Raw genomic sequence first — 12,813 nt, 5'->3', positions numbered from 1 at the left:
TTTTTCAATAAATAATGGAACGTTACCAGAAATTGGCAGCTAATAAATACCGTTTTCATATAAATTTTGGATTTTTATGTTATACTATATACGGGAGGACATCTTCATGAAATTAAGTGAGCTATTAACCTACTATCGGCATCGGGACAGCCTCAGTCTGGAAAGTGTCGGGGATTTTGTCGGTGTATCAAAATCAACTGTGAAGCGCTGGGAGTCCGGAGAATCCAGCAATGTTCCACAAGCCCGGTTAGACAGACTTTCCGAGCTGTTTGGAATTGATGTACCGGCATGTCTGCAGGGACATGTTAAACCGATTCTTGGCTATGTGAAGGCCGGCTATGATCTGTTTGCGAATGAGAATCTGCTGGGATATGAAGAGGTGAGCGCAAGAGAAGCCGCACAGGGAGATTATTATCTTCGTGTACAGGGAGATTCCATGACTGGCTCCCGTATTTATGACGGTGACCTGGTGTATGTAAAAAGCTGCAGTGATGTGGAAAACGGAGACATAGCAGTTGTTTTGTTGAATCACAGCGAAGTAACTATCAAGAAAATATTAAAAAAGGAGCATACTGTTATTTTAATGGCAACAAATCCGGTAGTAGAACCAAGGGTTTTCACACAGGAGGAAATCGAAGAAGGACAACTTAAGATCATAGGTAAAGTCCTGCATTCGAAGATACGGTTCTAAAAAATCATTGTAAAAATTTGGAAATTATGTCATACTAGTGGAGTAGGTTTGTATATAATATCATACTTTTATGTATATATACATTTCTTGCACATTTGGTTAATTTTTACCTGATAAAATAAAAAAAATGGATGTTTTCAGGGCAAAAGCATCCATCTCATATAGTATAGATTTTAACACAGAAGGAGGAATTGGATTGAAAACAGATGAAATGCTGGAATATATACAGCTACATTGTAATTTGAATTATATATCCGATATACGAAATCCAATCTATCTGAAAGAATGTCTTGCTTTTCTTAACGAAATTGACGATGATGCATTTACCATACAGCAATGGCGGTATCTTTGTGAATATATCACCGGACAGGAATGCAGTTCCTCTGCTATTGATGCTATTCGAAAAATAATCAATTCCTTCTCTCATCGTGTATAAACATACAGAAAATGGCAATCCTCTAGCTACAGGAGGTCATCGTCATGTACGCTATTCGCAGTAAAAAAACAAACCGATGGTTTCACGGTATCAATGCACAGGCAGGTGCAGGAAGCTCCCTGCGCATTCAGATGGATGATATGCTGCCGGCACTGTTCCGCACCAAGGAAATGGCCAGAGTGGAGCTGCTGCTCAATCATCTCTCAACCCAGTCCTATGAAATTCTGGAAGTGAATCTGCAGGTTCTGGAGCATGTATCCTGACAAGAAATTCGCAGCAAGCGGATTTCTTTTTTCTTTCGCTTATGGTAAGCTATAAGAAGAATACAGAAGAGGTGAACAATCATGTATCGTATTATGATTATTGAAGATAACGAAAAAATTAGAAACGAGCTTTGTGATTTTCTTGGTAAAAACGGCTATGAAGCTTTGGGGCCGGATGATTTTGAGCATACCCTGGATATCATTCATAAGGAGCAGCCGGATCTGCTTTTACTGGATTTGAATCTTCCAGTTGTGGATGGTCATTTTATCTGTCGGGAGGTGCGCAAAAGCAGTGATATGCCTATTATTATTGTGACAAGCAGAGATTCCGATATGGATGAGCTGATCAGTATGAACCTGGGAGCTGATGACTTTGTGACCAAGCCCTACAATCTGCAGATTCTGCTTGCCCGCATCGCCCGGGTGCTGCAACGCACCTATGAGCATGCCAGCAGCAATATACTGACCATTCATGATATTGCACTGGATATATCGAAAAGTACATTAACCTGGAAGGGAAACAGCATTGATCTGACCAAGAACGAATTACGGATCATGCATTGTCTGTTTCAAAATAAAAACAAGATCGTTTCCCGCAACGAGCTGATGCAGCATATGTGGGACTGTGATCTGTTTGTCGATGACAATACCCTGACCGTCAATATCAACCGGCTGCGTAAAAAGCTGGAGTATCTGCGGCTGGATGATCTGATTCAGACAAAGCGCGGTATGGGATACATCATATATGAGGACTAATGAATTTATTCGGGAAAAGCTGTATCTGATTATGATTTCCTTTCTGACAAGTATTATCACGATTCTGTTTCTATATGCCATTCAGGTTAACGGACAGGTCATTCTCATCATCTCTCTGCTGCAATGGGGGATGGTGCTTGCCTGTCTGATCATTGAATATCTGCGGCGTTCCACCTATTATCACCGCCTGGAACAGACATTGGACGGCCTGGATCAGAAATACCTGTTGACAGAAATCATTGATGAGCCGCTGTTTATGGACGGCAAAATTCTATATGAAACCCTGCGCATTGTGGATAAATCCATGGCAGATAATGTGAACCGCTATCGGATATCACAGAATGAGTACAAGGATTATATTGAAATGTGGGTTCATGAAATCAAAACACCGCTCGCTGCCAGCAAGCTGATTATCTCCAACAATCCCAGTGAAGTGACACTGAGTCTGCAGGAGGAAATTGAAAAGGTTGAGGGCTTTGTGGAACAGGCACTCTTTTATGCGCGCAGTACGAATCCTGAAAAGGATTATATTATCAAGGAGCTTTCCCTGCAGGAATGCGTATCAAAGGTCATTCGCAAGCATTCCAAGAGCTTTATTTATCAGAAAATAAAAATTCAGCTGGATGATCTGGAGTTGTCCGTTTACAGTGACAGCAAATGGCTGGAATTCATCCTCGACCAGATTATTTCCAATGCCCTGAAATATACGCCGAAGGAAGTTGGAACCATTCATATATGGACCACATCCACTGATAATATGATTTCTCTTCATATTCAGGACAACGGAAGCGGTATATCCTCCAGCGAGCTGGGCAGAATCTTTGAAAAGGGCTTCACGGGAACCAATGGCAGATTGAATGAAAAAGCGACTGGCATGGGCCTGTATTTATGCAAAACACTTTGTAATAAGCTGTATCTGGGAATTCGTGCGGAAAGTGTACAGGGACAGGGAACGACAATTATCCTTGATTTCCCGATTTCCAAGCTTATGCTTCTGAAATAAAAAGACTGTATGCATTGCTCTTATTGTTGTTGATGCTGTTGAGCAGGGAATCCTCCCTGCTTTTCTTACGAAGAAGCTTACAAGTTTGTAAGCATAATGTAATCGTTATCCATGGCGCATATACCACAGCTCCTGTACAATACAGGTATACAGGAGGTGATCCCATGAAACGGATATGGGCCTATGCATTTGAAATCGGAATTGTGATGATGGGGATTCTGCTTGTCATCAATCTACTCTTTCCCACCTTTCTCAGTGAAGGAATATACAGCTGTATGCTGATTCTGTTTCTGGTAAGCGTTCTGCTGCTGAAGCTGTCCAATATCAGTGAACGTATGAAAGATAAAACAAACAGAGGAGGAATTTTATGAAAACCATATTAACTGTAGAAAATATTGAAAAGTATTACGGAAACCGAAGCAATATCACAAAGGCTGTTGACAATATCAGCTTTTCTGTAGATGAAGGTGAATTCATCGGTGTTATGGGACCCAGCGGTTCCGGTAAGACAACCCTGCTGAATTGCATTTCCACCATTGACAATGTCACCAGCGGTCACATTTATATCAATGGCAAGGATATTACAAAGCTGAAGAAAAATGATTTGAGCAGCTTCCGCCGGAAAGAGCTGGGCTTCATATTCCAGGATTTCAACCTGCTGGATACTTTGACTGCCTATGAAAATATTACACTAGCTCTTACGATTCAGAAGGTAAAGCCGTCACAGATTGGAAAACATATTGAAAGTGTCGCAAAAAAACTGGACATAACGGATGTACTGCAGAAGTATCCGTATCAGATGTCCGGCGGTCAGAAACAGCGTGTGGCGTCAGCGAGAGCATTGATTACAAATCCGAGTCTGATTCTGGCGGATGAGCCAACCGGCGCACTGGATTCCAAGTCAAGCCGCATGCTGCTGGATTCCATGGAGCGCTTGAATATCGAATACAATGCAACGATTATGATGGTAACACACGATGCCTTCACCGCGTCCTATGCGCACCGTATTCTGTTTATAAAGGATGGAAAAATATTCAATGAGATTGTACGTGGTGAAAGCTCCCGTAAGGATTTCTTCAACCAGATCATGGAGGTTGTGACCCTGCTGGGAGGTGACACGAGCAATGTACTTTAAACTGGCCCTGCGCAATGTCAAGAAGAGTTTTAAGGACTTCCTTGTCTACTTCCTGACCCTGACCTTCTCCGTATGTCTATTCTATACATTCAATTCCTTTCAATCCCAACAAGCGGTTATGAAGCTGAATGATTCACAGCTTATGATTGTGGAGCAGCTGACACTGCTCATGCGATTGGTTTCAATCTTTGTGGCAGTTGTTCTCGCATTTTTAATTTTGTATGCAAATAACTTTCTGATTCGAAGACGAAAAAAAGAGCTCGGTCTATATACGATGCTGGGTATGCCGAGAGGGAAAATTTCCAGAGTACTGGTATACGAAACATTGACCATCGGCATCATCTCTCTTATATCCGGAATGATCTTGGGACTGATCGTCTCACAGGTTCTGACTGCCGTAACGGCAAATTTGTTTGCTGTGCCTCTTGATTATCACTTCGTGTTCTCCCCTTCGGCAACGATCATGACCGTATTCTCCTTCTCTATGATCTTCTTTATCACGATGATATTCAATACCATGGTATTGAACCGCTATAAGCTGATTGACCTGCTGAATGCCGATCGAAGAAATGATGATTTAAAAATAAAGAAGGTCTGGATGTCTCTGCTTCTATTTGCAATCTCCATCGGATGTCTGAGCTGGGCTTACTATCAGGCTCTTGATAACGGCATCATGGCGTTCAATTCCCTTGGCACCATCATACTGGTTGGAAGTATCGGTACTGTACTTTTCTTCCTTTCGCTTGCCGGCTTCCTGCTTACAGTCGTAAAATCAAGCAAGGGAATTTACTTCAAAAATCTGAATTGCTTTATACTGCGTCAGATCAATTCCAACATCAATACGAACTTCATCTCTATGAGCATTGTGTGTATTATGCTGCTTTTAAGTATCGGTGCCTTATCCACCGGGTTAAGCTTGAATAACACTATGAATAAATCCATTAAAAATAATACTCCATATGATTATACAATCATCGCGGAATATGGGTATTATCCAAATGGTACAAAAAAGAACGATGGAGACCTTCTTCTACCGGATGTAATACCGCGCTTACAGATTGATCCTTCCTATATAAAATCACAAAGCATCCTGACTACCTACACTTCTGAGTTAAAGGTTAGTGATAAAAACCTGATGGCTCATATATCAGATAAGACAGGCCGCCAGTTGATAGAGGATAATGGAAAGGAGTCTGTTATTGCTATACCGTTGTCCTCATATAACACAGTTAGAAAACGACTTGGATACGAACCAGTCAAGCTCAAGAATAATGAAATATATCTCTATACTTCTGTTGAAACACTTTCTCCCGCGGTAAATGATATTCTGGATGCCAAGCCTGAGGTTACTGTATTTCATAATAAAGTTCGTGTTGCCAACGATTCCTATGAGACGATTTCTCTAGGAACAAACAGCAGCATGAATGGTTATATGCTTGCCATGGTTGTACCAGATGCCGCCATACCTAGCAATGCGGAAATCAATGAGATCTACTGGAATATTGATCTTTCAAGTAAAACAAGCTGTGAAAAGTTTGATAAATATTTTGATCAGCAGCGTGACAAGCTATATGAAGAGTCACCTAATGAAGATGTATTCCCTTCCTTTATGCGTGCCACCAAGCAGGATGTTTATGATATGAATAAGGGAATGGCTGTAACCTTTACGTACATTGGAATTTATCTGGGAACCGTCTTTATGATTGCCAGTGCAGTAATTCTTGCATTGCAGCAGCTGTCTCAGGCCAATGATAATAAAAAGCGCTATCTGATTTTGAATAAAATCGGAACGGAGCAGCGTATGATCAATCGCTCTATATTATTACAGATCGCCATTTACTTTATGATGCCGCTGGCACTTGCCGTTGTGCATAGTGTTGTAGGAATCAAGATGGTAAACACACTGGTGACAATGTTCGGCCGGGGAGATATTATGATGTCATCCTTCTTCACAGCTGCTATCATCCTGGTCATTTATGGCTCATATTTCCTGGTAACGTATGCCGGGTATAAAAACATATTGAAATCCTAAAATGAAAGCTCTGCATAAAAAACAGAGCTTTTTATTTACAACCTCAATCTCCATTAAACAGCAGAAAATCTGCAAACTGTAATATCCAGAACGCTTCTTCATACACTCTGCCACATTTCACAGCACGCAGCTTGCAATCAGCAGGGCTTTCGATTTAGCACAGAAACAGTCCATTCTGAGTATATATGCGGTATAGATATACATGGTATCTCATTATATTTCACATATACAAGAGTCATGCTTGTCATTGCCTTTGTATTGGAGCCATTAGAGCTGTTATCCCTTCGGTAACATTTAAGTGAGTACCAAGTTAATTGAAGAATCAAAAGCATAAACCATTAAAGCTTCTACTGAAAATAATTAAAAAATAAGATGAGAAGAACGACTACTGTATACTGAATTTATAAATTATTAAATATGCGAACTACAATATTTTGTCAGTTGTGTATATGCGATTTACAGAAATCGTATAACATGATAAAGACAGATACCATATGATGAAGCACTTCCTACACGCATTGGATCGTCCTTGTAAAAGACTAAGAAAGAAGAAGTAAATTCTGTGAGTTCAGGCTTTATTTCCTCTTCGCTTCACAGCGGTATCCATCAACCATTATAGGAAGGAATCCGATTAAGATAACTGCTTCCATTTCTTTTATCTGCGCTGAGTTCAAACCGCTTACCAATATTAGAGCAGCATTGCGTTGATTTCCTTAAGGAACTGCTTATCCGGAACCGGAGTGCCCTTGTTACGAACACCGTTGGTATCAAGAAGAAGAATGCTTCCTTTCATCTTCCTGTATGGTTTGACTTCTACGATTTCTCCAACTCCTGCAGGCTTATCCTGTTTATAATGAGACTGGAGCTCTGTCACTGTTACGTTATGCTTACTGCAGAATTCATTTACAGATATCCTTGGCTGGCAATACTAAACCGTTTTATGACAACCTCCCAGTTTTATTCTTTTTCATCACCTTTTATCATGCATAATTTTGCACTTCCTTTTTGCTTCAGGTAGCGTGTGTTTTTTTCTTATCAGTCATCTGATTTTACATCATGAATTATCATTACTGGTATGCTATGCATTCCTGATACCTGACGCTTATAGCAACAAAGAAATTCCAAACAAAAAAAGACCCATCGTAAGATGAGTCAGATTACCTGGCAGCGTGCTATCTTCACTGGAGCCAGTCCAGATATTGTCGCCGCTGATATGCTTAACTTCTGTGTTCGGGATGAGAACAGGTGTATCCACATCGCTATCGCCACCAGATCACTTTGAGGTCTACCCCTCAAAACTGAATAACAGTTGACAGTTTCTTTTTGTACCATCTGGTACGTGTGATTAAGTCCTCGACCTATTAGTATCAGTCAACTCCATGTATCGCTACACTTCCATCTCTGACCTATCCACCTCGTCGTCTTCAAGGGGTCTTACTTCGTTTTACGAATGGGAGATCTCATCTTGGAGTAGGCTTCGCGCTTAGATGCTTTCAGCGCTTATCCCTTCCCTACTTAGCTACCCAGCTATGCTCCTGGCGGAACAACTGGTGCACCAGCGGTAGGTCCATCCCGGTCCTCTCGTACTAAGGACAGCTCTCCTCAGATCTCCAACGCCCACAACAGATAGGGACCGAACTGTCTCACGACGTTCTGAACCCAGCTCGCGTACCGCTTTAATGGGCGGACAGCCCAACCCTTGGAACCGAATTCAGCTCCAGGATGCGATGAGCCGACATCGAGGTGCCAAACCTCGCCGTCGATGTGAACTCTTGGGCGAGATCAGCCTGTTATCCCCAGGGTAGCTTTTATCCGTTGAGCGACGGCCCTTCCATTCGGCACCGCCGGATCACTAATCCCGACTTTCGTCCCTGTTCGACTTGTTTGTCTCACAGTCAAGCACGCTTCTGCATTTGCACTCGTCGATTGATTTCCATCCAATCTGAGCGTACCTTTGGGCGCCTCCGTTACTCTTTAGGAGGCGACCGCCCCAGTCAAACTGCCCACCTGACACGGTCCCTCACCCAGTTCATGGATGCAGGTTAGAACTTCAATCAAACAAGAGTGGTATCCCAACAGCGGCTCCTCGTATACTGGCGTACACGTCTCACAGCCTCCCACCTATCCTGTACATCTTTGATCAAAATTCAATATCAGGCTACAGTAAAGCTCCATGGGGTCTTTCCGTCTAGTTGCGGGTAACCTGCATTTTCACAGGTACTAAGATTTCACCGAGTCTGCTGCCGAGACAGCGCCCAAATCGTTACGCCTTTCGTGCGGGTCAGAACTTACCTGACAAGGAATTTCGCTACCTTAGGACCGTTATAGTTACGGCCGCCGTTCACTGGGGCTTCAATTCATTGCTTCTCCTTGCGGATGACAAATCCTCTTAACCTTCCAGCACCGGGCAGGCGTCACCCCCCTATACTTCGTCTTGCGACTTTGCAGAGAGCTGTGTTTTAGTTAAACAGTCGCTTGGGCCTCTTCACTGCGGCTCTCTTTTACAAGAGCACTCCTTATCGCTAACTTACGGAGTCATTTTGCCGAGTTCCTTGGCAACAGTTCTCTCGCTCACCTCAGGATTCTCTCCTTGCCCACCTGTGTCGGTTTTGGTACGGGCCGCTATGGAATTAATACTAGAAACTTTTCTTGGAAGCTGGCATCATGTGCTTCAGTACTTGCCCGAGGGCGTTCCCTTACCTATCACATCTTACATCCCGCTGACGCATTTCACTGTCAGCCTGCTATATGCTTCGACCACAATCCACTAAGTGGCTCACACTAGCCTTCTCCGTCATTCCTTCATTTCCATCGCGGGTACAGGAATATCTGCCTGTTTTCCATCCACTACGCCTTTCGGCCTCGCGTTAGGTCCCGACTTACCCAGGGCGGACGAACCTTCCCCTGGAATCCTTGGGCTATCGGTGTGTAGGATTCTCACCTACATCTCGCTACTCACACCGGCATTCTCTCTTCCATGCTCTCCACTGCTCCTTACGGTACAGCTTCTACGTGCATGCAACGCTCCCCTACCACTTGCATTACTGCAAATCCGCAGCTTCGGTAGTATGCTTAGCCCCGGTACATTTTCGGCGCAGGGTCACTCGACTAGTGAGCTGTTACGCACTCTTTGAAGGATGGCTGCTTCTGAGCCAACCTCCTAGTTGTCTGTGCATCCCCACATCCTTTTCCACTTAGCATACATTTTGGGACCTTAACTGGCGGTCTGGGCTGTTTCCCTTTTGACCATGGACCTTATCACCCACAGTCTGACTGCCGAGTACGTCTGCATGGCATTCGGAGTTTGATTATACTCAGTACCCCAGGATGGGGCCATCGTACATTCAGTGCTCTACCTCCATGCGACTCTACCTCGACGCTAGCCCTAAAGCTATTTCGGGGAGAACCAGCTATATCCGTGTTCGATTGGAATTTCTCCCCTAGCCACAACTCATCCGCCAACTTTTCAACGGGGGTCGGTTCGGTCCTCCATTCAGTTTCACCTGAACTTCAACCTGGTCATGGCTAGATCACACGGTTTCGGGTCTACATCATCGTACTGTCGCCCTATTAAGACTCGCTTTCGCTTCGGCTCCGTATCTTCTACTTAACCTCGCACGATAACGTAACTCGCCGGTTCATTCTACAAAAGGCACGCCATCACCCTTTAACGGGCTCTGACTTCTTGTAAGCATACGGTTTCAGGTTCTATTTCACTCCGCTCCCGCGGTTCTTTTCACCTTTCCCTCACGGTACTGGTTCACTATCGGTCACTTGGGTATATTTAGCCTTGACGGATGGTCCCGCCTGCTTCCGACAAGATTTCTCGTGTCTCGCCGTACTCAGGATACCACTAGGCTTCGCTAGACTTTCAGTTACGGGACTTGCACCCTCTCCGGTCGGCCTTTCAATGCCGTTCTCTTAGCCTTGCTCTTGCCATCTCGTGGTCCTACAACCCCAGATCAAGATCTGGTTTGGGCTCCTCCGCGTTCGCTCGCCGCTACTTACGGAATCATTCTTATTTTCTTTTCCTCCGGATACTTAGATGTTTCAGTTCTCCGGGTACCTCCCTCATGAGCTATGTATTCACTCATGGGTGACAGCTCATTACTGCTGCCGGGTTTCCCCATTCGGATATCGACGGATCTTTGTGTACGTACCACTCCCCGTCGCGTTTCGCCGTTTGTTGCGTCCTTCTTCAGTTCCAAGTGCCTAGGCATCCACCGTACGCCCTTATTCACTTAATCACGATTAAGTTCTAAAGCGTTCTTTTCTTTGCTTAGGTTTTTGCTTGAGTTTTCTGTTTTGTTTAACTTTCTACTCGTGAATATCTATGTTCGTTTACAACTTTCGTTATAGACCTTCATATGTCTTCTGTTATTCAGTTTTCAAAGATCGACTTCTTTTTCGTTTGGAAGATCAGTCTTCCAAAACTGAACAGGAAATGTTCGATAACTCTTCTTTTGTACTTTCTCCTTAGAAAGGAGGTGATCCATCCCCACGTTCCCGTAGGGATACCTTGTTACGACTTAACCCCAGTCATCGGTCCTACCTTCGACGGCTCACTCCTTACGGTTATGCCACCGGCTTCGGGTATTACTGACTCCCATGGTTTGACGGGCGGTGTGTACAAGGCCCGAGAACGTATTCACCGCAGCATGCTGATCTGCGATTACTAGCGATTCCGACTTCATGAAGTCGAGTTGCAGAACTTCAATCCGAACTGAGACGACCTTTATGAGATTCGCTTCTTGTCACCAAGTCGCTGCTCTTTGTGGTCGCCATTGTAGTACGTGTGTAGCCCAGGCCATAAGGGGCATGATGATTTGACGTCATCCCCACCTTCCTCCGGTTTGTCACCGGCAGTCTCGCATGAGTCCCCAACTTGATGCTGGTAACATGCGACAAGGGTTGCGCTCGTTGCGGGACTTAACCCAACATCTCACGACACGAGCTGACGACAACCATGCACCACCTGTGTGATCCATAATTATCCCCCTATCTCTAGGGTATTTGTTTCCATGTCAAGGCCTGGTAAGGTTCTTCGCGTTGCTTCGAATTAAACCACATACTCCACCGCTTGTGCGGGCCCCCCGTCAATTCCTTTGAGTTTCACACTTGCGTGCATACTCCCCAGGCGGAGAACTTATTGCGTTAACTGCAGCACTGAATTTCTCCAACACTTAGTTCTCATCGTTTACGGCGTGGACTACTAGGGTATCTAATCCTATTTGCTCCCCACGCTTTCGTGCCTCAGTGTCAGTTACAGACCAGGCGACCGCCTTCGCCACTGGTGTTCCTCCATATATCTACGCATTTTACCGCTACACATGGAATTCCATCGCCCTCTTCTGCACTCCAGCATACCAGTTTCCATAGCTTACAATGGTTGAGCCATTGCCTTTTACTACAGACTTAGTACGCCACCTACGCACCCTTTACGCCCAATGATTCCGGATAACGCTTGCCACCTACGTATTACCGCGGCTGCTGGCACGTAGTTAGCCGTGGCTTTCTGGTAAGCTACCGTCACTCCCATAGCATTTCCTCTATGAGCCGTTCTTCACTTACAACAGAGCTTTACGATCCGAAGACCTTCTTCACTCACGCGGCATTGCTCGTTCAGGGTTTCCCCCATTGACGAAAATTCCCTACTGCTGCCTCCCGTAGGAGTTTGGGCCGTGTCTCAGTCCCAATGTGGCCGTTTACCCTCTCAGGCCGGCTACGCATCATCGCCTTGGTGGGCCGTTACCTCACCAACTAGCTAATGCGCCGCAGGTCCATCCATGTTCACGCCTTGATGGGCGCTTTAATATACTGAGCATGCGCTCTGTATACCTATCCGGTTTTAGCTACCGTTTCCAGCAGTTATCCCGGACACATGGGCAGGTTACCTACGTGTTACTCACCCGTTCGCCACTAAGTCTCTTTGGAAGCAAGCTTCCTAGAGTCTTCGTTCGACTTGCATGTATTAGGCATGCCGCCAGCGTTCATCCTGAGCCAGGATCAAACTCTCCATTTGATTTAGCTCTAACGCATGACTTGCGTTTGAATTTCATTTTTGTTATCGTTATACCGAGAATATTGTTTTCTCAAATAATTGACGTTTCCTGTTCAGTTTTCAAAGACCGAAATTTCTATTTCGTTTGCCGCTGTACTCATCAGCGCTCGTATATAATACAACGAATCAAACACTATGTCAACAATAAATTTCATTTTTTTAATATTTTTATTTACCAATGTATTACCTCTAAAAGCTCGCTGCCTCCATATATAAGGAAGGCATATAAATAAACAGTCAACGTTCATATGTTTTCCAACACATATCTTATTTAACCTGAATAAATAAAAGATACAGCAATCCATATATTTCTCAAACGATATTCTCAATTTTCACATTCTATTCATTATCAAACATAGAGGGGTATAAGAAAAAGGCTCACTGCTTTCGTTTATACACGATGGTAGTAATTCATAAAAGGAGAACTCAACACAAT

General features: G+C 44.1%; 9 protein-coding genes and 3 rRNA genes. 8 read left to right on the top strand and 4 right to left on the bottom strand.

Going from position 1 to position 12,813, the window contains the following annotated elements:
- Positions 1 to 106: 106 nt before the first annotated feature.
- The 8 genes from G4D54_02540 to G4D54_02505 all read left to right on the top strand — a co-directional run bounded on the left by G4D54_02540 (position 107) and on the right by G4D54_02505 (position 6,316).
- Positions 107 to 691 carry a helix-turn-helix domain-containing protein gene (locus G4D54_02540; protein ID QJA01372.1) on the top strand — a complete coding sequence of 195 codons (585 nt, stop codon included), beginning with the start codon at positions 107 to 109 and terminating at the stop codon, positions 689 to 691.
- 196 nt (positions 692 to 887) lie between these two features.
- Complete coding sequence (locus G4D54_02535; GenBank protein ID QJA01371.1) at positions 888 to 1,127, top strand: hypothetical protein; 240 nt, start codon at positions 888 to 890, stop codon at positions 1,125 to 1,127.
- A gap of 44 nt (positions 1,128 to 1,171) precedes the next feature.
- Positions 1,172 to 1,390, top strand: coding sequence for a hypothetical protein (locus G4D54_02530; protein ID QJA01370.1), 219 nt, complete (start codon positions 1,172 to 1,174; stop codon positions 1,388 to 1,390).
- Between the two features lie 81 nt (positions 1,391 to 1,471).
- Complete coding sequence (locus G4D54_02525) at positions 1,472 to 2,146, top strand: response regulator transcription factor (protein QJA01369.1); 675 nt, start codon at positions 1,472 to 1,474, stop codon at positions 2,144 to 2,146.
- Entirely contained in the window at positions 2,136 to 3,149 is a 1,014-nt protein-coding gene (locus G4D54_02520) for a HAMP domain-containing histidine kinase (GenBank protein QJA01368.1), read from the top strand. Before G4D54_02525 ends, G4D54_02520 begins: the two co-directional genes overlap by 11 nt.
- A 164-nt stretch (positions 3,150 to 3,313) precedes the next feature.
- Positions 3,314 to 3,520 (top strand): hypothetical protein, encoded by a 207-nt coding sequence (locus G4D54_02515; GenBank protein ID QJA01367.1) that lies wholly within the window; start codon positions 3,314 to 3,316, stop codon positions 3,518 to 3,520.
- Positions 3,517 to 4,284, top strand: coding sequence for an ABC transporter ATP-binding protein (locus tag G4D54_02510; GenBank protein QJA01366.1), 768 nt, complete (start codon positions 3,517 to 3,519; stop codon positions 4,282 to 4,284). Before G4D54_02515 ends, G4D54_02510 begins: the two co-directional genes overlap by 4 nt.
- Positions 4,274 to 6,316: an ABC transporter permease gene (locus G4D54_02505; GenBank protein QJA01365.1), complete on the top strand. Its 2,043-nt coding sequence runs from the start codon at positions 4,274 to 4,276 to the stop codon at positions 6,314 to 6,316. Before G4D54_02510 ends, G4D54_02505 begins: the two co-directional genes overlap by 11 nt.
- 688 nt (positions 6,317 to 7,004) lie before the next feature.
- Here G4D54_02505 and G4D54_02500 read toward each other — a convergent pair.
- The 4 genes from G4D54_02500 to G4D54_02485 all read right to left on the bottom strand — a co-directional run bounded on the left by G4D54_02500 (position 7,005) and on the right by G4D54_02485 (position 12,338).
- Positions 7,005 to 7,190: a hypothetical protein gene (locus G4D54_02500; GenBank protein QJA01364.1), complete on the bottom strand. Its 186-nt coding sequence runs from the start codon at positions 7,188 to 7,190 to the stop codon at positions 7,005 to 7,007.
- A 285-nt stretch (positions 7,191 to 7,475) separates the two neighbouring features.
- Positions 7,476 to 7,589, bottom strand: a 5S ribosomal RNA gene (gene rrf, locus G4D54_02495).
- 67 nt (positions 7,590 to 7,656) lie between these two features.
- Positions 7,657 to 10,565 (bottom strand): 23S ribosomal RNA (locus G4D54_02490).
- Between the two features lie 222 nt (positions 10,566 to 10,787).
- Positions 10,788 to 12,338, bottom strand: a 16S ribosomal RNA gene (locus G4D54_02485).
- The 16S, 23S and 5S rRNA genes sit together here, the layout of an rRNA operon.
- Positions 12,339 to 12,813 lie beyond the last annotated feature (475 nt).

The organism is [Clostridium] innocuum, from assembly GCA_012317185.1.
Classification (GTDB): Bacteria; Bacillota_I; Bacilli_A; order Erysipelotrichales; family Erysipelotrichaceae; genus Clostridium_AQ; species Clostridium_AQ innocuum.
This window is presented reverse-complemented; position numbering and strand designations above follow the sequence as displayed.

Coding starts and splice junctions, on each gene's coding strand:
- G4D54_02510 (QJA01366.1), top strand. CDS start 3,517: ATGAAAACCATATTAACTGTAGAAAATATTGAAAAGTATTACGGAAAC.
- G4D54_02505 (QJA01365.1), top strand. CDS start 4,274: ATGTACTTTAAACTGGCCCTGCGCAATGTCAAGAAGAGTTTTAAGGAC.
- G4D54_02520 (QJA01368.1), top strand. CDS start 2,136: ATGAGGACTAATGAATTTATTCGGGAAAAGCTGTATCTGATTATGATT.
- G4D54_02540 (QJA01372.1), top strand. CDS start 107: ATGAAATTAAGTGAGCTATTAACCTACTATCGGCATCGGGACAGCCTC.
- G4D54_02530 (QJA01370.1), top strand. CDS start 1,172: ATGTACGCTATTCGCAGTAAAAAAACAAACCGATGGTTTCACGGTATC.
- G4D54_02515 (QJA01367.1), top strand. CDS start 3,314: ATGAAACGGATATGGGCCTATGCATTTGAAATCGGAATTGTGATGATG.
- G4D54_02525 (QJA01369.1), top strand. CDS start 1,472: ATGTATCGTATTATGATTATTGAAGATAACGAAAAAATTAGAAACGAG.